The organism is Streptomyces tropicalis, from assembly GCF_029269835.1.
Taxonomy (GTDB): Bacteria; Actinomycetota; Actinomycetes; order Streptomycetales; family Streptomycetaceae; genus Streptomyces; species Streptomyces tropicalis.
On the sequence record NZ_JARJBB010000023.1, the window covers coordinates 30,404 to 53,556 of the forward strand.

Annotated in this window: 22 protein-coding genes and 5 pseudogenes; 10 read left to right on the top strand and 17 right to left on the bottom strand. The window is 69.0% G+C overall.

The features are described from left to right. Nucleotides 1–206: 206 nt before the first annotated feature. Nucleotides 207–599, top strand: coding sequence for a hypothetical protein (locus tag P3H78_RS28505; RefSeq protein WP_276112054.1), 393 nt, complete (start codon nucleotides 207–209; stop codon nucleotides 597–599). 213 nt (nucleotides 600–812) lie between these two features. Here P3H78_RS28505 and P3H78_RS28510 read toward each other — a convergent pair whose 3' ends face one another. Genes P3H78_RS28510 through P3H78_RS28520 form a run of 3 tightly spaced genes read right to left on the bottom strand, consistent with a single transcriptional unit; the run spans nucleotide 813 to nucleotide 2,571 of the window. Further along, nucleotides 813–1,271: a hypothetical protein gene (locus tag P3H78_RS28510; RefSeq protein ID WP_276112055.1), complete on the bottom strand. Its 459-nt coding sequence runs from the start codon at nucleotides 1,269–1,271 to the stop codon at nucleotides 813–815. After that, complete coding sequence (locus tag P3H78_RS28515) at nucleotides 1,268–2,266, bottom strand: metallophosphoesterase family protein (RefSeq protein ID WP_276112056.1); 999 nt, start codon at nucleotides 2,264–2,266, stop codon at nucleotides 1,268–1,270. Before P3H78_RS28515 ends, P3H78_RS28510 begins: the two co-directional genes overlap by 4 nt. Beyond that, nucleotides 2,263–2,571 carry a plastocyanin/azurin family copper-binding protein gene (locus P3H78_RS28520; protein WP_276112057.1) on the bottom strand — a complete coding sequence of 103 codons (309 nt, stop codon included), beginning with the start codon at nucleotides 2,569–2,571 and terminating at the stop codon, nucleotides 2,263–2,265. The genes P3H78_RS28515 and P3H78_RS28520 overlap by 4 nt, the downstream gene beginning before the upstream one ends. A 1,006-nt stretch (nucleotides 2,572–3,577) precedes the next feature. Between P3H78_RS28520 and P3H78_RS28525 the strand changes: the two genes are divergently transcribed. Both P3H78_RS28525 and P3H78_RS28530 read left to right on the top strand, forming a co-directional pair. Further along, nucleotides 3,578–4,180, top strand: a complete 603-nt coding sequence (locus tag P3H78_RS28525) for a sigma-70 family RNA polymerase sigma factor (protein WP_276112058.1) — start codon at nucleotides 3,578–3,580, stop codon at nucleotides 4,178–4,180. 25 nt (nucleotides 4,181–4,205) lie between these two features. Continuing rightward, on the top strand, nucleotides 4,206–4,994 hold the full coding sequence (locus tag P3H78_RS28530; RefSeq protein ID WP_276112059.1) for an anti-sigma factor: 789 nt from the start codon (nucleotides 4,206–4,208) through the stop codon (nucleotides 4,992–4,994). Between the two features lie 665 nt (nucleotides 4,995–5,659). Here P3H78_RS28530 and tatC read toward each other — a convergent pair. From tatC to P3H78_RS28550, 4 genes and pseudogenes are all read right to left on the bottom strand, one after another. Further along, nucleotides 5,660–6,299: pseudogene (tatC, locus tag P3H78_RS28535) on the bottom strand (twin-arginine translocase subunit TatC); the annotation flags it as partial. Nucleotides 6,300–6,762: 463 nt separating this feature from the next. Beyond that, on the bottom strand, nucleotides 6,763–7,050 hold the full coding sequence (tatA, locus tag P3H78_RS28540) for a Sec-independent protein translocase subunit TatA (RefSeq protein ID WP_276112093.1): 288 nt from the start codon (nucleotides 7,048–7,050) through the stop codon (nucleotides 6,763–6,765). A gap of 447 nt (nucleotides 7,051–7,497) precedes the next feature. Continuing rightward, nucleotides 7,498–8,184, bottom strand: a complete 687-nt coding sequence (locus P3H78_RS28545; RefSeq protein ID WP_276112060.1) for a hypothetical protein — start codon at nucleotides 8,182–8,184, stop codon at nucleotides 7,498–7,500. Then, complete coding sequence (locus P3H78_RS28550; RefSeq protein ID WP_276112061.1) at nucleotides 8,181–8,609, bottom strand: ATP-binding protein; 429 nt, start codon at nucleotides 8,607–8,609, stop codon at nucleotides 8,181–8,183. The genes P3H78_RS28545 and P3H78_RS28550 overlap by 4 nt, the downstream gene beginning before the upstream one ends. 1,266 nt (nucleotides 8,610–9,875) lie before the next feature. Between P3H78_RS28550 and P3H78_RS28555 the strand changes: the two genes are divergently transcribed. Further along, on the top strand, nucleotides 9,876–10,013 hold the full coding sequence (locus P3H78_RS28555; protein WP_438828061.1) for a hypothetical protein: 138 nt from the start codon (nucleotides 9,876–9,878) through the stop codon (nucleotides 10,011–10,013). A 265-nt stretch (nucleotides 10,014–10,278) separates the two neighbouring features. Here P3H78_RS28555 and P3H78_RS28560 read toward each other — a convergent pair whose 3' ends face one another. The 3 genes and pseudogenes from P3H78_RS28560 to P3H78_RS28570 form a co-directional block, all read right to left on the bottom strand. Further along, complete coding sequence (locus P3H78_RS28560) at nucleotides 10,279–10,656, bottom strand: fic family toxin-antitoxin system, toxin component (protein WP_276112062.1); 378 nt, start codon at nucleotides 10,654–10,656, stop codon at nucleotides 10,279–10,281. Further along, complete coding sequence (locus P3H78_RS28565; RefSeq protein WP_276112063.1) at nucleotides 10,656–10,895, bottom strand: hypothetical protein; 240 nt, start codon at nucleotides 10,893–10,895, stop codon at nucleotides 10,656–10,658. Before P3H78_RS28565 ends, P3H78_RS28560 begins: the two co-directional genes overlap by 1 nt. A gap of 470 nt (nucleotides 10,896–11,365) precedes the next feature. Then, nucleotides 11,366–11,503 (bottom strand): annotated as a pseudogene (locus tag P3H78_RS28570) (RidA family protein); the annotation flags it as partial. Nucleotides 11,504–12,563: 1,060 nt separating this feature from the next. On the opposite strand from P3H78_RS28570, the gene P3H78_RS28575 reads away from it, so the two are divergent. Both P3H78_RS28575 and P3H78_RS28580 read left to right on the top strand, forming a co-directional pair. Further along, nucleotides 12,564–13,289, top strand: a complete 726-nt coding sequence (locus P3H78_RS28575; RefSeq protein WP_276112064.1) for a hypothetical protein — start codon at nucleotides 12,564–12,566, stop codon at nucleotides 13,287–13,289. Continuing rightward, the gene (locus tag P3H78_RS28580; RefSeq protein WP_276112065.1) at nucleotides 13,286–13,618 is read left to right on the top strand and encodes a transcriptional regulator; all 333 of its coding nucleotides are present in this window, start codon (nucleotides 13,286–13,288) and stop codon (nucleotides 13,616–13,618) included. Before P3H78_RS28575 ends, P3H78_RS28580 begins: the two co-directional genes overlap by 4 nt. A 237-nt stretch (nucleotides 13,619–13,855) precedes the next feature. Here P3H78_RS28580 and P3H78_RS28585 read toward each other — a convergent pair. Then, a pseudogene (locus tag P3H78_RS28585) lies at nucleotides 13,856–14,548 on the bottom strand (DUF6086 family protein). 157 nt (nucleotides 14,549–14,705) lie between these two features. Between P3H78_RS28585 and P3H78_RS28590 the strand changes: the two are divergent. Next, nucleotides 14,706–15,116 carry a VOC family protein gene (locus tag P3H78_RS28590; RefSeq protein WP_276112066.1) on the top strand — a complete coding sequence of 137 codons (411 nt, stop codon included), beginning with the start codon at nucleotides 14,706–14,708 and terminating at the stop codon, nucleotides 15,114–15,116. A gap of 57 nt (nucleotides 15,117–15,173) precedes the next feature. On the opposite strand, the gene P3H78_RS28595 is transcribed toward P3H78_RS28590, so the two are convergent. From P3H78_RS28595 to P3H78_RS28605, 3 genes are all read right to left on the bottom strand, one after another. Beyond that, nucleotides 15,174–15,782 carry a GDSL-type esterase/lipase family protein gene (locus P3H78_RS28595; protein ID WP_276112067.1) on the bottom strand — a complete coding sequence of 203 codons (609 nt, stop codon included), beginning with the start codon at nucleotides 15,780–15,782 and terminating at the stop codon, nucleotides 15,174–15,176. 153 nt (nucleotides 15,783–15,935) lie between these two features. Continuing rightward, nucleotides 15,936–16,715, bottom strand: coding sequence for a hypothetical protein (locus tag P3H78_RS28600; protein ID WP_276112068.1), 780 nt, complete (start codon nucleotides 16,713–16,715; stop codon nucleotides 15,936–15,938). A 116-nt stretch (nucleotides 16,716–16,831) separates the two neighbouring features. Next, nucleotides 16,832–17,398, bottom strand: coding sequence for a chymotrypsin family serine protease (locus tag P3H78_RS28605; protein WP_276112069.1), 567 nt, complete (start codon nucleotides 17,396–17,398; stop codon nucleotides 16,832–16,834). A gap of 232 nt (nucleotides 17,399–17,630) precedes the next feature. Here P3H78_RS28605 and P3H78_RS28610 point away from each other — a divergent pair. Further along, nucleotides 17,631–17,720: pseudogene (locus P3H78_RS28610) on the top strand (respiratory nitrate reductase subunit gamma); the annotation flags it as partial. Nucleotides 17,721–17,831: 111 nt separating this feature from the next. Here P3H78_RS28610 and P3H78_RS28615 read toward each other — a convergent pair. After that, entirely contained in the window at nucleotides 17,832–19,667 is a 1,836-nt protein-coding gene (locus P3H78_RS28615) for a chloride channel protein (protein ID WP_276112070.1), read from the bottom strand. A gap of 686 nt (nucleotides 19,668–20,353) precedes the next feature. Here P3H78_RS28615 and P3H78_RS28625 point away from each other — a divergent pair. Further along, nucleotides 20,354–20,929 carry a MarR family winged helix-turn-helix transcriptional regulator gene (locus P3H78_RS28625; protein ID WP_438828062.1) on the top strand — a complete coding sequence of 192 codons (576 nt, stop codon included), beginning with the start codon at nucleotides 20,354–20,356 and terminating at the stop codon, nucleotides 20,927–20,929. An 822-nt stretch (nucleotides 20,930–21,751) separates the two neighbouring features. After that, a pseudogene (locus tag P3H78_RS28630) lies at nucleotides 21,752–22,039 on the top strand (IS630 family transposase); the annotation flags it as partial. A 41-nt stretch (nucleotides 22,040–22,080) separates the two neighbouring features. On the opposite strand, the gene P3H78_RS28635 reads toward P3H78_RS28630, so the two are convergent. Both P3H78_RS28635 and P3H78_RS28640 read right to left on the bottom strand, forming a co-directional pair. Continuing rightward, nucleotides 22,081–22,398 carry an ASCH domain-containing protein gene (locus P3H78_RS28635; RefSeq protein ID WP_276112072.1) on the bottom strand — a complete coding sequence of 106 codons (318 nt, stop codon included), beginning with the start codon at nucleotides 22,396–22,398 and terminating at the stop codon, nucleotides 22,081–22,083. Nucleotides 22,399–22,473: 75 nt separating this feature from the next. Further along, nucleotides 22,474–23,103 (bottom strand): class I SAM-dependent methyltransferase, encoded by a 630-nt coding sequence (locus P3H78_RS28640; protein WP_276112073.1) that lies wholly within the window; start codon nucleotides 23,101–23,103, stop codon nucleotides 22,474–22,476. Nucleotides 23,104–23,153 lie beyond the last annotated feature (50 nt).

Sequence of the window (23,153 nt, forward strand, 5' to 3'; positions counted from 1 at the left end):
ACACCGGCGCTCGCTCCGTGCGCAGGTGCCATGGTGTCTGCAGTAACTTCCGCACCGCCAAAGGGGGGCCCGTGCGTCGCATCACCTCGGCAGCCGTTCTGCTCGCTGTCCTGCCTCTCGCCGCTTGCTCCGCAAGAACGGCATCCGGGGCAACCCCGGCCGTTACCGTGACGCGCACCGTGCCGGGCTCGGTCTCGCCCCCCTCGATGTCCCCAACTGCCAGACCGACGCCGACGTCCACGGCGCAGGCCACGGCGGCCGTCAGGCCCAAGACCGCGCCCCCGGCGGCTCCTCGCCCGCATCTGACCAACGCCTCGGCGGTGGTCTCGCAGTACTACCAGGACATCACCGATCACGACTACGCGGCCGCTTGGGCGCTCGGCGGCTCGAACATCGCCGGGACGACCTACGGCCGGTGGGTGGCCGGCTTCGGAACCACCCAGAGCATCACCCTGGGAACCATCAGCGAATTCGGAGCCTCCGGCGTCCACGCCGTCCTGTATGCCACCCAGACCGATGGCACGCTCAAGACATATGCCGGCCAGTACACCGTGGCCGACGGCATCCTCGTCGGCGCCTCGATCCGCCAGACAGGCTGACGTCAGGAGGCTCATCCCCTCAGGCGCCGCTGAGGCGAGACGCAGGTCCCACAGCACTGCCCGCCTTCCACATGTGATCTGCAGCGCTATGAACTGCTCTGACGCAGCCGCTCCCAGGGCGGCTGGCGCAGACGGCGTGTCCCGTCGGCCTGTCTGATCGCGTGCGACGTCCACACCGCCGGCCGCCCGCGGCCCGCGCAGCGTGGGACGGGGTCAGGCCGGGGGTGGTGTGCGGGTGGTGGCCCGGTTCCAGGTGGGTGTACCGACAGGGAGTCGGGCAGCACGGTGTTGTCGGGCTACGGTCACCTGCCAGATGGCGAGGAGCAGCAGAGTGCCGGTCTCGGCGAGGAGGCTGAGGACGGCTTGCGGTGCGGGCTGCAGACCGTGCTCGGTGAAGCCGAACACACCTACGGTGCGCGAGGCGGTGAAGCCGGCGAGGGCGCCGAGCGCGACGCCTGCCGCGGCCATCCTCAGCAGCAGGGGCGGTGTCCCGATCAGCAGCAGGGCGGCGAGGGCGAAGGAGGCGCCGGCCTGGAGCAGGAACAGGGGGCCGATGAAGGGGATGAATCGGTACGCGTCGATGTAGAGCTGAGCGTGGATGTATCCGCCGGCGGCGAGGGTGGCGGCGGTCGCCGACCGCAGGACGGGGGCGAGGAATCGTCGGGTGTTCATGCCAGCCTCTGATCCTTGACGGCCAGTTCGCGGTCGCCTTGGCGGTAGCCGACGCTGCGGATGCCAAGTGCTTCTTTGAGCTGCCGGGCGGGAACGACCTGCGGGGTGGGGGCAGGGGCACGGCCCGGTTTGGGCAGGGGGTAGGCGGTGGTGGTGGCGGAGTGGAAGGTGATGTTGCCGTCTGTCTTGGTGAACAGTTGGTGGACGTGCCCGTTGAGACAGGTGACGGAGGAGAAGCGGCGCAGGAGGGCGATGACCTTGAGGGCGTCGTCAGTGCTCCAGCCCCACTGCGGGTACATGGCGAACAGCGGGATGTGGCTGAAGACCACGATGGGGGTGTCCGACGACAGTCCCGCCAGGTCCTTGCGAACGAAGTCGATCTGGTCGTTGCCGAGATGGCCGAGCTTCTCCAGGCTCAGGGTGTTGACCAGGGCGATGAAGTGCACGCCGTGGGTGTCGAAGCTGTACCAGCCATCGCCGAGCGTGCCCATGCCGAAGATCCGCCGGTAGGCGCGGCCTGCATCGCCGATGGAATCGTGCTCGCCCGGTACGGTGAAGACGCGGTCCGTCTGCATGCCGGTCATCATCTGCCTGACCTGGTCGAACTGCCCGGTCGTGGACAGGTGGGTCAGGTCGCCGCTGTGCATGACGAAGTCGGGTCTGAATCCGAGCGAGTTGACCTGGTTGATCGCTTCGGTGAACGAGCCGGCCACGTCCATGTTGGCCGGGCCCTGGAACCCGATATGGCTGTCGGAGACCTGTACGAACCGCAGCGCACCGATGTCTGCGGCGGCCGCGGCGGCGGCCCCGGCATTGGTGCCACGCGAGTCCGCGATGTGGCTGATCACTTCTCCGCTGGCCACGGTCAGCACCACGGCGCCGCCGAACCATCCGGCGTGCCGGAGGAGCTGACGTCGGGTCATACCGTGTTCGGTGTCGGGCCGACCGGCGTCGCCAGCCGGCGCTTCGTCGTGACTGTTGTAGTAGTCGCTCATGGGGTCACCTCCACGGTGGCGGTCATGAAGGGGTGGATGGTGCAGAGGTAGGCGTAGGTGCCGGGTTTGGTGAACGTGTAGCTGTAGGTGGCGTGGGTGTTCAGCGCGGCCGAGTGCAACGGGCCGCCCGATCCGGCGCTGGTGACGGTGTGGGCGTCGGTGTCCTGGTTGGCCCACGTGACCGTCGTGCCCACTTTGACCTTCAGCGTGGCCGGGGAGAAAGCGAAGTTCTTGATCGCCACGGCGTTCCCGGCCACCGGCGCGGCCGGCGCCCCCGCCCTCGAGGGACCCATCGGCATGCTCATGCTGGGCATCGGTGAGGCGCCGTGAGCGGAGCCCGCCGTGTGCCCCGGCCCGGTGGCACCGGGCATTCCTGCCGTCTGGTGCTGACCCGGACCGGGCGTGACGGCGCCGGCTCCGGAGGCCGGGGAGTGCGACGAATGGCCGCATGCGCTGAGGAGCCCCAGCGCACCGGCAGTGGCGACGGTGGCGACGGCCAGCCCGGCTGCAGCGCGTGATCGCCGGCCTGCTGTGCGAAGGTTCAGTTGCATGGTGTCCGTTCCTCACTGGTCGGCGGAGACGGGGACTGCGCCGGCTGGGCGCAGGCGCGGGCAGGGATGAGTGGTGGATGCCGCGTACATGGGCGCCGGGCTCTCACGGAGCCGGCGAACGAGGAAGGGGGCTGCCCCGTGCCGGCCGCTGGCCTCGATGTGCCCCGCGCTGCGCATCCGCCCTTGTACGCCGTGAAGGTGCAGGCGGCGCGCGGCAGTCTCCTGTGCGGAGGACCGCGAGCGAATCGGGGCGGGTCTGCGGTGCCCATACGACTGGTGCGCACGCCGGGCCGGGTGGAGTTCTGCCCCGGTGGTTGCTCGGCCCTCGAGCGCTGTGCGCGTGGAGCGCCGAGCAGCGCCGTCGCCGCGGTGCGTGCTGGGCACCGGCCGGGGCTGCGCGGTGACACCGCCTTCGATGCGCGGGGGCGGGGTGGGCGTGGTCGGCGCAAGGAGCGCGTACGTCGCGTGCTGTATTTCGGTCACCTCTGATCCATCCTTTGCCGCGTGGGGAAATCGATGAGGAATTGCGCGTGCGTCAGCTCTTGTCCGGCTCCACGGACGGCAGGGGTCCCACGGTTCGGAAGATATGCACTTTTTGCAGGACTTCTTGATATCGCCGCAGATCAGCCGGTCTTCCCCGGGCGCCACGCTCTCTTGACCCTGGCGGTAGGGGCGGATCGCCCGCGTCGCTCACGGAGCGCCACCCGCCCCACGTCGTGCGTTACAGGACAAAGCGGTATATGTGCGCGATGATCGTCTTATGACCTGGAGTTCCCGAAAACGTGGTCCGCGGACCGATCCGGATCGCTCCGCGCACCGTGTCTCCGGTAAAGGGACCCTTTCGACCGCAGACGAGGAACTGCTGCGCACTCTGTACGCCGAGCACGCAGGAGCCCTGTTCCACTACGCGCTGCGACTGACCTCGGGAGACTGGCAATGGGCGGAGGACGTCGTGCAGGAGACACTGCTGCGGGCGTGGCAGCATCCCGCCGCGTTCGACCCCGCACGCGGCCCGGCCCGGGCATGGCTGTGTACGGTCGCCCGGCACCTGGTCATCGACGCCCACCGGGCCCGGCAGGCCAGGCCGACCGAGGCCGGCGGCGAGGCGTTGGAGCGAGCCGCCGAGCAGAAACCGGGCGAGGACGAGATCGAGCAGGCACTGCAGAGCTGGGCGGTTGCCGACGCCGTTCGGACGCTGTCCCCGGACCACCGTGCCGTCCTACTGGAGACCTACTACCGGGGCCGGACCATGACGGAGGCCGCAGAGGTGCTGGGCATCCCGCTGGGCACCGTGAAGTCGCGCACGTACTACGCCCTGCACGCCCTGCGGCTGGCGCTGCAGGAACGGGGCATCGAGCCATGACCGTGGCGGGCAGGAGGTGGCGACCATGAATGCGGAGCACGACACCCTCCGGCTGGCGCTGGGAGGGTACGTCCTGGACACGCTACCCTCGCCGGAAATGGAACGGGTGCGCGCCCACCTCGCGGAATGCCCCGAATGCCGGGCCGAACACACCAGGCTGGCGGGATTGCCTGCGCTGCTCGCAACGGTGACCGAAGCCGAAGCCTCAGGCCAGACGGTGCCGACGGCCGACGCAGACCTGGCCCACCGACTGGTGGCCCGGGCAGCCGAAAACGCGCAGCGCTCCCTGCCCGAACGGCCCGCCGCGCCCGTGGTGGCGCAGGCGCCGGAAAGAGGTGTGCTGGAGAGGCTGCTCCAGCAGGCCGCGTCCCGCCGCCGCAGGACCTGGCGTCTGCAACTGGCGGGCGTTGCCGCCTCGCTGACGTTCATCGCGGCAGCGGCCGGCGGCACATGGCTGGCGGCCATCGGATCCGTGGGCAGTCAGGCGACGCCGCCCGGGCCGACCGCGCCGGTTGCCTGGCGCACCTTCTCCGGAAGCGATCCCACCACCGGCGTCTCCGCCTCGGTGAAGGTCTCGCCCTCTGCCTGGGGCAGCGTCCTGCAGGTCTCCGCCAAGGGGGCACCCGCCGGAATCACCTGCCGGCTGCAGGCGGTCGGGCCTGGCGGAGCCAGGACGGACGTCGCAAGCTGGCGGGCAGGCCAGTACCCTCCCGGCACCACGATTCCAGGGGCGGTCGCCATGTCCCCGCAAGCCATCGGGCACTTCGAGATTCTCACAGGCAACGACCAGAAGCTGGTCACCATCCGGGCGTGAGGCGAGGGCGGTCACGTCACCGGGCGGCCTGGCCGCCCGGTGACGTGACCACAGCGGTCGTGTGCGAGCGCACGGCGGCTCTCGCGGTGCGCCGGGCGACTTCCGGGCCCTGGTCACCCTCACCCTCACCCCGGCTTCGGCGAACCGGCCCAGCCCGCAACCGACTTGATGCAGGAGTACGCCGAAGGGGTCGTGCACTTTCCCTGTCCGGCCGGCCGGTGGCTCCGCCCTGGTGTTTGCAGCGGCCCGGCCGAGGTGTTCCTCGCCCCACGTGTGAGCAGAGGTATGCGCTTCACCGTGGGGGCCTCGCTGCCGGTGCCCGGCTCTCCGGGTACGGCGTCGAGCTCTGAGGTTCCTCCGTCGTTCGGGAGGCGCTGATCAGCTGGTCGGAGCGGGTCGACCCACAGGCTACGGCGGCCGACGCCCCCGAACACTCCCCCACCCCCTGCGCCCTGCTGCCGGAGACCCACCGCCAGGGCCCGACGACGGTCAAGACCACACAGCCATCGGCATCCCCATGGGCATCATGACCGCGGCATGAAGGAGGTGGACAGCAAGAATGCGGACCGTGAAGGCAGCGGAGGCAGACCGGGCTGTCGGCTGGTGTTGCGCACCGTCGGGGCCTCCGCAATCCGTGCCCTGTGAAGGCCCGTCCTCACGTCGTCCTACCCGTCGGCGCGGTCGTCGTCAGCGTCCGGCTGCGCGGGCAGGGCCCGGCCGGCGGACACCGATTCCACTTCGCCGATGTCCTGCGGCGTGAGGTCGAGGTCGGAGGCCTCCGCGTCGCCGCGTCCCTCTGCCTCTCTGCGAGCCTTGCGTCGGTCACGGAGAAGCGAGAAGACGACGGCGGCGAAATAGAGCACCTAGATCGGTGCGGCCAGCGCCAGCATGGACAGCGGGTCCGTGCTCGGCGTCGCCACAGCCGAAAAGGCCGTGATCCCCAGGATCATGCCGCGCCACCAGCCGAGCTTCCGCCGGCCGGACACTCCCCCGCTGAGGTTCAGCATCACCAGCAGCAGCGGGATCTCGAAGGAGAGACCAAAGGCAACCACCATGCGGGTGACGAGGTCGAGCAGATCATCCAGCGGCAGCAGGTTGCTCACCCCGTGCGGGGTGAAGCCGATCAATACCTTCGCGGTCGTGGGCAGCACCTGGTAGGCGAAGAAGACGCCGCCGAAGAACAGCGGGACGCCCGCGCCGACGAACGCCCAGGCGTACTTCCGCTCGTGCTTGTGCAGGCCCGGGGGCAACGAACGCCCACAGCTGGTACAGCCATACCGGTGAGGCCGGCACGACGCCAGCCATTGCGAAGCTCACGAAGGTGCTCCGCGAGCGGCATCCATCCCCCGGAATCCTTCTTCTTGTTGCGGGCTGACTGGGGCACTCGAGGTCCTCATCCCGTGCGCCGGACCGGAGACTGCCGGCCCTGCGTTCGTACGTGATCGTCTCCGTTGCCCGGTGGGGCGCGAACTCGCCACGGCGTGGGTTGCTGCCGGTCGCGCGTCCGGGAGGCAGTTGGTTCAGGTCGGCACCACGTACGGCGAGCTGATCTGTCCTGCCCCGCGCGAGGGTGGGCGGCTCACGACCCCAGACCGTCCACTGTGACGCGCCGCGACCGGGCCGGGAAGCCGCCCCGCTCCGGCCAAGACGCCGGCCGATACTGCGGACAACGGCGCGGGGGGCTCGGCAGCCCAGGAGGTGAGCCGTCGGAGGAGGCTTCGGGCAGCGTCCCGTGCGGAGGATCAGCCAGGGGAGCGCAGGACCGGGCTCAGTCTCGGTGGCTGGTCGTGCTGTCCGTGGGCACGGCGCGGGCCGTGGCGGTGTCTTCGGGAGCGCCCGAGATCGTCCGCGGTCCCGGTGCAGGCTCGGGCTCGGGCTCGGGGCGTGGCTCGTTCGAGGCGCCGTCGTCTTTCATGGCCTTGGTCTCGCTCTTGAGGATTCGCAGGGACTTGCCCAGCGCCCGGGCCGTGTCGGGTAGTTTCTTCGAGCCGAAGATCAAAACCACTACCGCGACCAGGATCAGCAGGTGCCAGGGCTCCAGCGCATTGCGGAACATCGTCACCCCAACCCTTCGAACGTATGTTTGCTACGGTGCGTAACCGTACAACCTTGGGGCGCCGCCGCAACCGCGGGGAGACCGATCGGCAACAGGCCTACGACGAGGCGAAGTTCGCTGCCTGTGACCTGAATGGCCACGCGCTCCGGCTGCCCGGCCCGCAGGGTGTGCGGCGGCGTTCGGCCCGGTCGGCCCCTCAGCCGTGGTTCCTGGGAGCAATCGCGTTCGGGCACCTGGAGCGGCTGGTGGGTCTGCGCGTTCGGCCATGGTGGGTTCATCGCCTCTCCCCGGCATGACCGGTCCTGCCGCAGGCCGGCGCAAGGTTCACGCAGGGCTCTCGGACGTGAGAGGCGAGGCGAGTGGGATCGGTCGGTTGCTGTGGGGACGTTCCGGGTGTCGACGTCCTTGCGGGTCATGTGTCCTTCTTCCCGAGGGGGTGGGGTCGGTTCAGGTTCCGGGGCGCCCGGCGGCCGTCCAGGCGGCGTACTCCTGGCGGACGTAGAGACGGCGGCTGGGGGTGAGCGTGATCGCGTCGGGGTGGTGCGGGCCGGCCACCAGGTCGGGATGGCGGCGGTCGTGCAGGACGAGTTGTTCGGCGGTTTGTGCGGCGGCCGCGACCAGGGCGGGGCCGGGGTCGTCCAGGGCCATCCGGTCCATGAGGGAGGCCCGGCGTAGCAGCCAGGCGCGTTCGGCGGCCGGTGCATCGACCGGGGGGCCGGTGACGGACCTGGTCCGGCGGCCGTCGCGCTCGGCACCGAGGGCGAGTACTTGGTGCATCTCGCGGCGCAGGTCGGGGGCGTTCGCATACGCCTCGTGCGGGGGCGGGGCGGCCATGTCCTCGGCACATTTCGGGCTGCCCTCCACGCTCACACCTCCGCCGCAGCGTCGGCACAGCACCGTGTCGTGGTCGGGACCGCCGTGATCGGGGGCCCGCAGGTTCACCCGGGACCGCGTGGGCACCTGGGCCGGGTCCGGGCAGCCGTCGACGGGGCGCGGCCTGTTGGTCGCGGAGGCCCACTCGGAGGGGTCGTCGGGTGACCCGGCGCCGCAGCCGCCCACGGTGGTCTGTCGTTGTGCTGCAGTGTCGGCCCCGGCGGAGGGCCGCGGCCCGTGCGGAACGTCCGGTCCGGTCATGGCGAGCACCTCAGGCAGGCGCGGACTTCGCGGCCGCTGCGCGTCTGGTGCACCTGCGTGGACTGGGCGAGGTACTGGACGATGCCGGTACCTCGGCCGTGTTCGTCGGAGGCGATGTCGGGGCGGTGGCGCTCCACGGCCTTGCCGGAGTCGGTGACCACGATGTGCAGTGTGCCGTCGTCGAGGGCGAGCTGGAGGGTCATGCGTTCTCGGCCGTACTGGGCGGCGTTGGTGGCGAGTTCGTCGACGATGAGAACGGCGGAGTCCCGCTCGCTCGCGGGCACACTCCAGGTCGTGAGCAGATCGGCCGCGAAGTGACGGGCGGCAGAGACGTGTGCCTCCTGGGCGGACAGGGTGAGCAGCGCCTGGTGACGGCAGGGCCGGCCGAGCAGTGAGCTCGGGCTGGGGGAATCGGTCACGAACATGGTCTTCTGGCTCTTCCGTGGATGTGCGGAGACCGGAGGGGGAAGACCGCCAACAACCTCGGGGCGGTCGGTGGGCCGGATCCTGGACGGGCGCGCTCATTCAGTTCCACGGGCGGCGCATGCCGAACGGTTCGAGCTGTTCACCCCCTTTTGCTCAACTTCTTGCGGATCGGGTCGATGCCGATGGCCGGGCTAACCTCACTCGCCTCTGTCAGGGCTCGACGGCGCCGTAACCGGCCGGACTGGGCACCGGCAACGCGGTCCTCACGTCAGTGGACCCTCTTGGCGTCCCTGAGGGGGCACCGTTGAGCTGGACGTACATCCCTGCCCGCGGCCGGCCCTCTCGTGGCGGCCCCCGGCGTGCAGATGGCCCGGATCCCCTTCATCGCTCCGGGCTGCACGGATTTCGCAAAAGAAGGAGAGCCGAGGTCGTCGGCCCTCTGGTGAACCCCGTACCTCTGCTCACGTGAGGGGGCAGGGAAGACCTTGGCCAGGCCCTCCTGAGACGCAGGGCGCCGTCACCGGCCGCCCGGAGGGGGCGTACGCCTCGTCGGCCCTCTCACGCATCACGTGCGGCTGAGGACCGGCCCGGTTCGCGGGAGCCGACGGTGAGAGCGATCAACTCCCGGCAGCCGTGGGGCGCTGTCAGCTTCAGCGGCCGACGGCACCGACAAGGTCGACCAGCGCCGTGAGGAGGGCCGCGAGAGTCATCGCCATGGTTGCTGGCACTCCAAGGAATCGCTCCTCCCGAGGATGTTGCTGACGGGCGAGCCTGAGGGCCACCCACGCTCCCTGCGCGAGTACCCCGGCAACGAATGCCGGCAGCAGCGACATGAGACCGTTCGGGATGGGCAGCGCACTGGCCACCAAGGCGCCCGCGGCCGGACCAGGCAGGCCAGCCCGATCCAGGGCGCCACTCGCCGGCGCGGCTGCGCCCGAGCAGGGCGGCGAGTGCCAGACCTTCGCTCGCGGCATGTACCAGCAGCGCCGACACCACGACAAAAGAGGCGGTCAGCGCCAGAGTCGCCCCCTCCAGGAACCGGTGCAGGGCGAGCCCGGATGCCGCGCCGATGCCACCGGCGCGGCCCAGCTCGCACGGGCAGCCCATACGGACCACGACGCCGACAGCCGCATACGAGGCGAGCGCGGTGACCGGCACCACCCACAGCGGCACAGCGGCCCCATGTGCCCACTCCCACGCGTCGGGCAGAAGATCGAGAACAGCGATGATCGAACACGGAGCTGCTGCTCAAGAGCCGCCGGGTGGTGCCGGGCCGGCTGACCGCAGCCGGGTTGGCCTTCACCCATCCCCAGTGGGAGAAGCCCCCGACGTCACTCGTACAGCGGGCCAGACCGGTTCGTGCGGCATCGCGGCGGGCCCGTAAATCGAGCCGCGCTGTGTAGACGACCACGAGAAACGGACCAGAGCCGGTTCTCGTACACAGAGCGACACATCAGTGACCCTCCTGGATCCACAGCCCGAGGGACCTGCCCGCCATCCCCACAGACGCGGGGAGCACGCAGTTCGGACCGTAGCCGACGGCGGACGGGTGGGGACCATCCCCCGCCAGCGAGCGGGAGCACCGCGCCTCTGGCCCTGAGCCATCCCAGGACCTGGGGCCACCCCGTCGTCACGCCGGATGAAACGGTGCCAGGGGCTGCAGCGATGTCACGTCGCGGTGGGCCAGGTCCGCAGCAGAGCGGCGATCCTGCCCGCGGTACAGGCGGGGTCGAGGAGCAGGTCCTTGAGAGCGATGGCATCCTCGCGGGCGGGCTTGACCGGAATCCCGGCGGCTTCGAGGTACATGACACCAGACGCGGCAGCCACGGCCAGGTTGGAGCGCTCCAACCAGCGGCACCGACCCAACGTGTGCACCAAGGCCGCAGCTTTGGCGTAGGGGCCCTCGTAGACGGGCTGCTCGAACAGCTCGGCCTGGTGGCGGGCGACCGCCGAGACAGGAACTCCGTAATCGTCAGGAGCCGGATCATCCGCCCCGGCAGCCTCGGCGACCTGCAGGATCCAGGGAACATCGATGTGCAGATCCATCAGGCCGCACGCGCTCCCCGAGGCGCCTGCTGGGCCTGCTCGGCCTCGTCAAAGACCCCCTGGTGCTCGGCCAGGAACCGGGCCGCCGCGTCCACCGCCCGGGCACGCAGACCACTGGCATCGTCCTGCACAAGCCTGGCGAGATAGTCCCCGATACTCAGCCCCAGGTCAGCGGCACGCCTCCTCGCGAGTTCCGCAACGTCCTCATCCACTCGCGCACCCAGCTGTGTCTTCGCCATACCAGCATGGTAACAGCTGTTACCGAGATACCGCGGACCGCCTGCACACCCCGGGGCCGCGGCCGGCCGCGGCCCCGGCACAACTGATGAACGATCGGCGCTTCGGAACCATCCCCGCGAACGCAGGGAGCACTCCGGATCGGAGCGCCCGTCCAGCTTGAACGGGGAACCATCCCCGAGCGGAGCACCCGTCGACCACGATGCCGGGGTTGTGGTCGACGGGACCATCCCTGCAGACGCGGAGAGCACGGTGGCAACGGCACCGCGGGCGCCACCGCGGATGTGGGTGTGATCGTGAGGGACACCCGGGCAAGAGCCGAGGAGCCTACCCGAACCGGCCGACCTCAGACAGCTACGCAACTACCTACTTCGACTGCCAGTCACCCTGACAAGCGGCTGGCAGTATCGCATCCGCGGCGTTCCCAGCAGGCACATCCGGTCCAAGCCGCGCTCGGCCGCCGCAGCAATTCTCACGAATCGAGTACGGCGGCGACAGCCTCGATCTCGACGAGCTGGTCCCTGTAGCCGAGCACAGTGACGCCCAACAAAGTGCCAGAGACGTCATGGTCAGCGAACGAGTCCCGGACTACCTCCCAGGCCGCCACCAACAGGTGCCTCCCGATGGCGGACTGCGAACAATGCAACCCATTGGGGTCCCTCACCGGTCCCGGCCAGGAGTACGGCCAGGAGTACGGCCAGGATGAGCACACCTGGTCGACCCCATATGGCCAAGGACGACGCCGCAGCCTGGGCAAGGGCACTGGCCCAGATAACCGTGTCGGGGGCGACCGAACGTGGAAACCGCGCGAGTACGGCGTTGGCCATCAGAGCGGAGATCGCTGTGCAGGAGAGCAGCACCGCGCCCCGGCCGGATCCGCCCAGGAGCGGAATGCAGGCCGCCAGCATGCCCTGCGCCGCACACGAGAGGACCGAGGTGAGGCTCGCTCGGGCCCACGACGCTCTTCCGGTGACGACCCGCAGACCGACAGCAAGATCGCTGACCACTGAGGTTGTCTGAGCGCACCGCGCCCGACTGGGAAGGGTGGGCAGCATCCAGGCAGCAGGCAGTGCCAAGCCGATGAGTACCGCGGAGACCACCACGGCTGTCGTGGCCCCCAGCGTCTGCGCCACGCCGCCGGCGAGAGCCGGACCGGCCAGACTCGCCACGCTGAACGTCACGGCATCGAGCACGTTTGCCCGGGACAGGCGGTCGCCCAGCACCACACAGGGAAGTTGGGCCAGTCCATCCTCCCGGCAGGGCCGGCCCCAGCAGCCCCGTCACCAGACCGATCGGAATCGTGACACCGAACGGCAACCGGTCCAGTCCCACGAGAACCATCACCAGCCCCGCCGCATAGAGAACGAGGGCTGCGGCCAGCAGGCGTCCCCGCCGTCCCGCTCTGTCAAGGAGCGCTCCGAGCACCGGCCCACCTACGCGACAGAGAGCGTGCTGCCCGCGAGCAGTGACGACGCGTCGACGGTCGACAGGAGTTCACGTCGAGGGCGGCGCCACGGCTGCTCCGGGCGAGGCGGCCGGCCCACGTCCGCGGACTCGGTCCACCTATGAGCCGAGCCAGGCCTACCTGTCGGACTTCCAGGAAGACCTCAATTGCCACCTCACCCAACTACCCTCTTGCGCCAACAGGTTTGTATTGCAAACATAACCGCATGGCAGACATGTCGGCGCCTTCGACAGGCACACCTCAGGAGCTTCTGGCCACCGCCCGTGAGCTCACCCGACGGGTGCGCGAAGCCCACCGCGGCATCTGGTTCCCGCTTCTCCTGCTCGGCCTCGTGCACCTCGCGGCGATCCCCTTCTACCGCTACGGCCCTCACCCCATGACCTGCAGACCCGAGCTACCGGTGGGTAACTCAAGTATCACGTTCTGCAATCACTACGCCACCTGGTCCTTCATCTACTGGCCGGTCGCTCTCATGCTGGCGTACGTGGCGATCTGCGGCTTCTACGTGAGCAGGTCCCGGCGGCGCGGCATCGGAACCCGGGTATGGTCCTACGTTCTTGCGGGGACCACCCTCGGCCTAGTCCTCACCGGTACTTCGCTGTGGGCGGTGCACCACCCGCTGGCGCAGGAAGGAAGCCTCAACGGCATCCACATTCCAGGGAGCGCCTCAAGCGCCGAATTCCTGTACCGCGTGGCAACTCCAGCCGTCGCCATCGGCCTGGGCCTGCTGGTCCTTGCCCGAGTGGAGCGGAGTTGGGCGCTAGCGGCCTTCGCGCTCGGCTACCTGACGATCGTGCTGCTGCCGCGTGACCTCAGCCAGTTCATCACAGCTCCGTCGATGTGGACCGACCTGCCACATCTCGTCGTCAACGGCAGCGTGCTGCTGATCGGGGCCGCCGGATTCGCCCTGTCCAGGCGGCGAACAACGTGAACCATCCCTCCAACGGACTCGACGACGTCGTTCACCAGAGGGTCAGGCTGGGCATCCTGGCGATCGCTCACGAGGCTCGACGCGTGGAGTTCGGCTTTCTGCGCAGCACTCTCGACCTGACCGCCGGCAACCTCAGCCAGCACTTGGCCGTACTCGAGAAGGTCGGACTCGTAGAGATCGAGAAGGGCTACGAGGGGAAACGTGGCCGCACCTGGGTCCACCTCACCCCCGCCGGAGAGAACGCTCTGAGCAACGAGATCAACCAGCTCAAGCGGCTCATCCACCAAGTCGAACACAGTACCGATCAGAGCGGCCACTTGCCCACCTGATCTCGACGGACCACACCATCAGCAGCGACGCAGGCCCCCTCCTCGGAGGGAGCCTGCGCATGTTCCACGCTGGGAAAACCATGCGAGACCCACTCCACAAGAAAACGAAACGGCGCACGAGTCTCGCGGGACCGCCTTTTTGATCTCGATCCCCATGGAGAAGAGGTGATCACCTCTTCCTGTCGAAGTGTGATGCATGGAGGTAGGTCGACAGGAAGCGGCCTTGGGTCTACCGGCTCAGCGGGCCATCCAACAGTCCATCTCCCGCGCCCGCGTGTCCAGCGCAGTGGCGACGGCGGCAGATGCGTTCCGGGGATTGCTGGGAACCTGCACGTTGCTCTGAACGCCGCCCCCTACGCGGGCGGACCCCGTTTCGGTCATCTCCACCTCGATTCCCGCGCGCCGCGCAAGCGCGACCGCCGTCGCCACGAACCCCTCGGAAAGCGCAATGACCACTGAGTGTCCCGTCCGGCAGTGCCAGGCGACCAGGCCGCGTGCGAACTCCGCCTAAACGGCCAGATCGATCTCGAGTGTGTCCGGGTCGCCCCATTGATGGCCCTGGCCGATTCCCGAGGGCAGCTTGAGCTCCGCCTCAAAGGCCGCAACCTGTCGTAAGAACAGGCGGCCGGCACCGTTTGACCGGTTCCACACTGTCTCGCCACCGAGGTCGAATCCATGCTCATCGCCGGTTCCCCCTGCTCGGCCGCTCCGGCACAGGGTAGAAGAGCAGGATGGTGAGACACCCGGGCGTCTCACCACCTTGCGTCGTTCGTCATCGAGATCATGTTCCCGGTCGACGGCGGCTTTCGTGGCGTAATAGGAGTGGGCCCGGGCAGTGCAACGGGTGAGGATAGGCAAACCGGCCCAGGCGACTGGGATGCTCCCCCCGGGCCTGCTGCCTGAGGCGGAAGTCTCCAGTTCCGGTGACACCGGTCGCTGCTGCGGCAGCCTGGGAGCGGCCCGGGTGGCGCTACTGGTTCAGCTACGCCCCCACCGCTCGACGTTTCCCCAGGTCAGGCATCGAAGTACTGCTGGAGTATGAGGGCCTGTCTCGAAGTCGGTTGTGAGCTTGTGACAAGATCGCGGGATGCTGCGACTCACTGATTTCATTATCGACTGTCCGGACACGATGAAGCTGGCGGCTTTCTACTCCGAGGTGACGGGCCGTCCGATCAAGGAGGGCAGCTCCGAGGACTGGGCCGGGATCCAGTTCGGCGAGATCGAGCTGGCATTCATCCGGGTGGACGACTACCGCGCTCCGCAGTGGCCCGACAGCGAGCACCCCAAGCAGTTCCACCTCGACTTCGAAGTGGACGAGATCGAGTCCGAGCAGCGCCGCATCCTCGACCTCGGCGCGACGCTGAGGCAGGACTTCATCGGCCCCAACGGCTACGGCTGGCAGGTCTACACCGACCCGATCGGCCACCCCTTCTGCCTGTGCCGCAACAAGGGCGTCATCTGGACCGACCAGGGCCCGATGTGGCCCAAGCGCGACTAAAAGCGGGGAGCCGTCTGGCCGCCAATGTGACGAAGGGACGGCTACGGCTGACGCAAGTCAGGGGCCCGTGTCGTTGGCCCATTCGTGCCATTGGTCCACGCGCATGAGGTTCGCCGGCCTTTCGTAGCCGCCACTCCCGGGGTGTGCGCCGTCGTCGGCCATGGCCTCCCGAGTCCACACAGGGTCGACGGCCAGGTGCTCGGTGGTGCCGATGAACGGGACGCCACGTGATCGACAGAGCGCGGCCATCTCGTCGGCGAGTCTCGAAGTCCGCCGCAGATGCTCCGTACCTGCGCCGATGACCGGTGGTGTACCCACTACCAGCGGCGCGATCGCCCGACGCCGGCATCCATCGAGGATCGAGGCCAGATTACCCAGGCAGCGATCCGCGGCGACACGGACCCTGCCGCCCTCTTCGACGGCGCCACTGCTGCCGAAGGAGATGACCAGCCGATTGTCGGCATCGGGCAGAGTCCGGGACCCTACCTCCTGCCAGCAGCGGCGCATGACGTCCTCGGAGGTGCTGCGTCCGATGCCGAGGTTGAACGCTGTGATGTCGTCACGGGCGGCAGCGAGCACCCGGCCGACCCGTCCCCGGTAGTCCGGGTCGCCGATCCCCTGGACGAAGGAGTCGCCGATGAAACACATGCGCAATCTCCTGCTCATCCGGCCAACCATACGGAGACTGGCCGTACATGGACGCAGTGGAAGTTCACGATGTGCTCTGAGAGGAGCCGTGCCCTCTGCATGGGCCCTCGTCACGTCGTCGATCAATGCACATTGACCAGGCAGGGATCAGAGTGGGGGACGACGAATCGTCTAGGGGCCGAGTTGATCGGCTACTTTGAGGAACTCGCCTTCGGTCAGGAGCCGGTCTGCGGCGTGCACATCGAAGGTGTATCCGGCGGCGTACCAGGTCAGATGCTGCTCACCCAGTGGGCCGCGCTCCATGTGGCCGGGGTGGCCGTGGACCGACACGGATGTTCCCGGTCCTTCAGTGATCCGACCGGTGGTCTGGCTGATGCTCAGGGAGCCCGTGTCCCCTCCCTGGCCGGGATTCCTGAGGTAAGTGACCGTCCACGAGGGCGTCCGGGTGCGCCGGTACGGGGGCTGGGTGACGTCGCCCGGACCGATGGGCTTGTCGGATGGCGCATAGCCCTTGGGGAGGTAGCGGGGATGGTCGATGTGAGGGGCCTCGAAGGGCCGGATGATGTCGTGCGAGACGGCGTCGGAGAGCGTCCTGCCTCCCAGCGGGCGGCCCAGGGTCGTGGTGAGCGCCCGCTGATTGTCTCCCCCGTCTCCGATGCACGCGGCGTTCTTGGGCACAGAAGCGTGCTGCTTGCGCTCCAATTCCAGTGAGACCGTCCGCGCGGATTCGTGAGCCACCAGGCGGGGCTCGTCCTCGCAGCCGGTCCAGATCACGGGGGTGGTCAGCGTGCGACCGTCGCCGCTGATCAGCACGTCGCCGGGCACGGAGGCGTCGTAGGTGTGCGAGCGGTCCCAGAGCGCCCAGCCGCCGGCCACGGCTGCGATCAGGCAGGCCAGTGCTATGGCAGCCCACGTCGTGCGCTGCAGACGCCGTTGGCCTGTCTTGGGCATGGTCACACTCCACAATCTTTGGCCAGTGACCGGGCCGATCCTGGCTTTTTCAGGCGGGCTGGGTGAGTGCGGCGGGCCGCAGGTTCAGCGGGGCGGCCCACCGGTCGCTCAGCGGTTCACTTTGAGGTGACCAGGGTCCAGTTCATGTCGGTCAAGGTCTGGAAGATCGGCACGAAGTACACGCCCTGGACGCACCAAGGGGTTCTCACGCCGCTGTCGAGAACGTACTCGGACGACGGGCAGGTGACTGTCCGGTCGAGGGCCGTGATCATTCCCCGCGCCTCATCGGCCGAGTAGTTGTTCACGCCGGCGAAGACGGGGCCGCCGCTGTCGCCGTTCACTGCTGCGATGCGGTCCGGAGTGAGCGACGTGGAATAGGCGAGATCGGTGATCGGGCGGTAGACGCCGTTCGCTCCCGTGACCCCGATGTCCGTCTTGGAGATCTGCACGTTGCAGTGAACGCCGGAGTTGGCACCGTCGGTGCAGACGTAGTCTCCTACGTTGTTGTGTCCCCAGCCGGTGACAGCCTTCGAGTACCCGTCGGTCTCGTTCGCAGGTCCGTCATAGAGGCGACCGGCGGACTGTCCGGACGGCAAGTGGATGCCCAGGGCGTCGTCCGAAGCGCGTCGCTGGGCGCTGTCGGTGGCACCGATGAGCTTCCCGCCCCAGTAGGTGTGCCACACGGTGTCGCCCCCATTGCAGTGGTAGGCCGTGCTCAGCTCGTCCTGGCCGTCGGAGGTCTTGACGCTGAACGAGCTGGAACAGATACCCCCGGCGGGGTTCCGCAGGGCCGACCCTCCGTACCACGGAGTGTTGTCCTCCTGGCGCGAAGAGAGGTCCTGGGCTTCTGACCCTGCTCGACAGCCAAGTGCAGCTTGGTCGTGGCCCCGCCGCGCGAACGCCCCAGCCCCCGATGTGGCCGCCGCGGCCCACGCGGCGCTCGTCTACCGGATGCACGCGCTGCCGGTCACGGCGCTGTTCGCGCCGTGGCCGATCAGCCGACTGGTGCATGCCTCCACAGTGCCGGTCGGACACCTCATGCGCCCGTGCGTCGTCCACCGCTCCAGCACCCCGGCCGCGCCGGCCGCCGTCCGGTGGTCGGCGCGGCGCGCAGGATCAGCGGTCGGAGCCGTCGCCGAGCGCGTCGGTGGCAGCGGAAAGAGCCAACGCCGGCTGCCGGGGCCCCCGAGGGAAGGGCATGAGGATGCGCTCGGCGTGCTGTTCCTCGTGCAGGTCGACGCGCCGGGCCTCCAGCAGGTGGCGCAGGCTGAGGATCCCCTCGACGTGTCCCGGTCGGTCGCGTGGGACGACGACGACGCGGGTCACGTGCTGGCCGGCCATACGGTTGGCGATGGTCCGCAGCGTTTCGTCCGGGTGAGCGGTGATCGCGGGGCGGGCGAGGTCGCTCAGCGGGCGGGTGTCGTCCGGGTCGCCGTGCAGGAGCTCGGTGCGGGTGACGACACCGATGAGGCGTCCGCCGTCGTCGAGGACCGGGTAGAGCCGCTGGGCGAGCAGGCCGTCGCCGTCGGCGCTGTGGTGGGCCTCTCGGAGCAGCGCGGTAGCGCCGCCGGCACTCTGATCCCTGCGGAACGTGGTGGTGGCCGGGGTTTCGAGTTGGCGGACGAGATGGACTTCGAGGGGGTCGACGGAGTACTCGCGGGTGAGGTGCAGGCCACGGCGGGCGATCTTCTCGGTGAGGACGGACCTCTTGAGGATGATCACCGAGAGCAGATAGGCCGAGGACGCGGTGATGACCATGGGGATGAGGGCGTTCATCTCATGGGTCAGCTCCAGGCAGAAGACGATGCCGGTGAGGGGCGAGCGCATCACTCCGCCGAGGACGCCCGCCAGGGACACCAGGGCCCAGAAGCCCGGACTGACGGAGGGGAAGACCAGCCCTTCGGCGGCCCCCAGTGCACCGCCGATCATGAACATGGGGGCGAGCACGCCGCCGGAGGTGCCGGATCCGAGAGAGAGACCCCAGATGAGGGTCTTGACGACGAGGATGCCGAGGATGAGTCCGACGGTGGCACGGCCGGTGAGGAGCTGGTCGATGACGTCGTACCCGACACCCAGCGCGCGCGGCTCCGCCAGACCACCGATGCCGATGACGGCGCCGCCGAGGGCAGGCCACCACATCCAGTGCAGGGGCACCCTGGCGAACAGGTCCTCGGAGAAGTACACGAGCCAGGTGGCCAGGAGGGCGAGCAGCCCCGCGACGATTCCCGCGACGATGCACAACGCGTACGTGGAGACGGGCAGCTGGGCGGGGACGTGGGCGCCGCCGAAGAGCGGAGCGGTGCCCAGGATCGGCCCGCGCACGACGGTGGCGGTGACCGCGCCGACCGCGACGGGCAGGTAGGAGCGGGGCCGCCATTCGAAGAGCAGGAGCTCGACGGCGAGCAGGATCGCGGCGAGCGGCGCGTTGAAGGTGGCCGCCATGCCGGCGGCGGATCCCGCCACCAGGAGCGTCTTGCGTTCGTCGGTGGTGACGCGCAGGAACTGGGCGAGGATCGAGCCGACCGCGCCGCCGGTCATGATGATCGGCCCTTCGGCGCCGAACGGCCCGCCGGTGCCGATGGATATCGCGGACGACACCGGCTTGAGGACGGCGAGCCGGGGCTGAACCTTGCTGCCGCCGACCAGGATCGACTCGATGGCCTCCGGCATGCCGTGCCCACGGATCTTCTCGGAGCCGAACCGGGCCATCAGCCCGATGATCAGGCCTCCGAGCACCGGCATGAACAGGATCAGCCACCAGTGCGCGGTACTGCCCGGAGTGGTCTGGCCGAAGGAGAGACGGCCGTGGAAGCAGAGGTTGGTGAACAGCGCGATCAGCTTGAGCAGCCCCACGGCGACCAACGCGGCAACCGCGCCGACGGGGGCGGCCAGCGCGGTGATGACCACGACCCGCGGCAGGACTTGGAAGTCCCCCAGGTGGGCGATCTTCACGCCGGCGTGGGGACCGGATGGCGCGGACTCTGCCTCCGCCGGCTTCTTCGGTTTGTGGGCAGTATCGGCCGTGGGCACGAAGTACCTCCATTTCATGCGTTGTTGAGGCAGTGAGGGAGCAGTCCACCGTTGCCGCGCGCACGAGCAGGGCCGTCAGCATCCGCGGAAAGCGGAGTCGACGGCCCGGCACGGGGCTGCACGGTGGAGGAGCGGGCGCCTTTGCCCTGGAAGGAGACGGAAGGGGGGTCCGGGACGTAAGGAGATCCCGTTGAGGCTCCGGGGAGCACGGCCCGGCAGGGCCCGACGGGGCGGCGGCGGGGGGTGTCGCTGTCAGTCTTGGCGGGGGCGGGCGGAGTCCACTCTGCCGGGGCGCAGAATTCGTATGCGCCCGCTTTCGCAGGCCGGGCAATGCCCCGACTTGAGCGGCGAGGTCACCTTCCGCCCGGCTACGAAGTAGTCGGCGTGCAGGCGGTCGTACTCATCGGTGGTGAGGCGGATGTCGTACTCGGCCTCCCATCCGTGTCCGCACCTGAGACAGACAAATGAATATGCTCGGTGAATCAGCTCCATGCCCATAGCCATCACATCCCTTGACCGGCCCTGTCGCACCCGTGCGAGGACCGGATCGATGCCCCCAGGGTAACATTGCAGTGTGCAATAAAAAGCAACGACCGGATGATGGACACATGGACAGGCAGATGGGCCGAGACGCCACGCACAACCAGGTGCCGCCGTCGGCGGATGAAGACGACCTCGACGAGGATGATCTTGCCGAGGAGACCACGGAGGTGACCGCCGCCCTCATGGCGGCTTCACGGTTCCTGGTCGCACTGTCGGCCCGCGCACTCGCCGAGGTCAGCAGCACGCTGACGCTGCCGCAACTGCGCGCCTTGGTGGTCCTGCACGGCTGCGGGCCGGTCAAGCTCGCCGAGCTGGCCACCACGCTGGGAGTGAACCCCTCGACGGCTCTGCGCATGGTGGAGCGTCTGGAAGCCGGCGGCCTCGTCGACCGCAGGACCAACCCGGACAACCGCCGAGAGGTCGTCCTGCGGCTCACCGGAACCGGCACTGACCTGGTGCGGACCGTGCTCGACCACCGGCACCGGGAGATCGCCGCGCTGGTGGGCAGGCTGCCCGGCCATCTGCGTTCCGGTCTTGTCGTCGGCCTGCGGGCACTGATGGCGGTCGCGGACAGCCCGGTGATCGGCCCGCACCCATCCGCCGGGGCCCAGGACATAGTGACGGGCGACTCCGGCATCTGAGCCGACTCGGCAGGGCGGCGACGGGAGCAGGCCCTCTGCCCTCTTCGAGGTGAGGGGCCGGCCTTGACGGCGGGCCGGGTCCGTGAGGTCTTCGCGACGCTCGACAAGCAGGAGCGGTCGGCACCGCTCTCCGCACCAGCTGCAGAAATGCCCTCCCGTTTCCCCTTCGGGAGCCCGCATGCCGGGCGCCGCGCGCCGCACGGCTGGGCCCCGCCGAAGCCGCGTCCCCTGGGCTCTACCCGCTCCTGACGTCGGGGCGTGCCACGGGTGGCGCAGCGGCTCACTCGGACGCGTCATCGAGCACGACCGTGGGAGAACCGCGCCTTAGCGTCGTAGTGCCCTGCCGCGTGACAGGACGGCAGGGCTGGGCGGCCCCCTACCTGCGCCCTGGTGACGGGGCCGCCCATCACCCGCGGATGAGGTCCGGCAGCAGCCACCTGATCGCGCCTCGAGGCATCACCCACCCGATGCTGACGACGTCCACCGATGGCGACACGACCGAGTCGTATTTGGTGTGGTTCGAGCGGGCCCGGGGATCCCTGCGGGCGCGAGGAGCATCTGGTCCTGCCCTGTCTCCCCGCGCCCAGCGGGAAGGTCCCGCCCCCACGCAGCACAGCAGGGTCCCCGCGCGGGGGAAGGAGGAGCACATGGAGCGGACCCAGGTCCTGCTCCTGAACTCCCGGCACGTTGCTGGATCGGGAGCTGGAGCGTCTGCTCGGCCACGGGCTGGCAGCAACGCCGCAACCTCCGGATGGTCGCTGATCACGCCGAGGCGCGGGCTGTCTGGGCCGTCCGAGTGAACCTCACCGACTTCGACTGCCCATTCGACGGGGGGCGGCCAAGAACAGGGTCGAGCTGTGCTTCACCCCGGCGAACGCTTCCTGGGCGAACCCCATCGAGGCGCACTTCGGGCCCCTGCAGCAGTTCACCCTCGCCACCTCCAACCACCCCCACCACATCGTCCGGACCCGGGAACTGCACCGTTGTCTGCGCTGACTCAACACCAACGCACGGCACCCCGACGTCCTGGCCGCCCAGCGCCGTGAACCCGCCCGCATCCGCCGCGAGAAAGGCATCCGCTGGGCCCGCCCACGCCGTGAAGCTGCGTGATCACGCGGGGACCCCTCCGAGCGGTGCCCAGTGCCACCAGCTCATTTCGCCAACCGGAAGTGAACGATGGTGATGTTGTCGTTCGGCCCGATGTCGGGGTAGTGGTACCGCAGCCTGTCGTGAAGCTCGGCAAGGTCACGAAAACCGTCCGCGCGGGCATCTGCCTCGCTCAACTGGGCAACGGTTTTCGCAATGACCTGTGTGATGACACCCGGCAACACCACTTCGTTGTCCAACTCGAACACGAGGCTCACTGCGCCCGTCTCCACCGGGTCGCGGAAACGCACCGTGGTCGTCTTCCGTTCGGCACGTACGGCATCGAGATAGTCGGGATGGAAGTACAGCGACTGAGAGGTCATCGGCGCACCCTAACGCTACGAGCGAAGCCCACTGTGGCCGGGCGTCGCGGGCCGGTGAAGGTTCCGGTCACAGCACTAGTCGAAGCGGGCCAGCAAGTGGGCGTCGAGGAAACCCCGTTCGGAGGCCGGGTCGTGGAGCAGCCGGGCGAACGTGACGAGCCCGGCCCCGGCCAGCAACTCGGCGAACCGGTCCACCGGCCAGCTGTAGGCGGGCGTCACCTTGTGATCGAAGCGGACCGGCTCCGGTCCCTCGGTCGCGAAGAACGAGACCAGGAGCAGGCCCCCTGGGGCCAGGACACGTACCTGCTCGGCGAGGAGCGCCGGCAATTCCCCGGGCGGGGTATGGATCATCGAGTAATGGGCCAGCACGCCGCCGAGCGAGTCGTCCTCGACCGGCAGGGCCTCCATCCGCGCCTCGTCGAACCGCAGCGCCGGATGGGCCTGCCGGGCGTGGTCGACCATGCCCGGGGAGAGGTCGAGCCCGAAGGCGTCCAGCCCCAAGTCGTGCAGCATGGCGGTCAGATGTCCCGGCCCGCACCCGACGTCGACTGCTCGTAGGTTCCCCGTCCCGCGCACCAACTCGGCGAAAGTTCCGATCATGGACCGTGCGAACGGCCGTGACTCCAGCCGATCAGCGAACATGGACGCATACAGCTCGACGACCCCGTCGTAGGCCGCCCTGGTCTCACCCTGGTGCTCCGTCACGGAAGGGAAGCTAACACCACGCACGTCCGGAACTCCTCCGGACCCTGCGC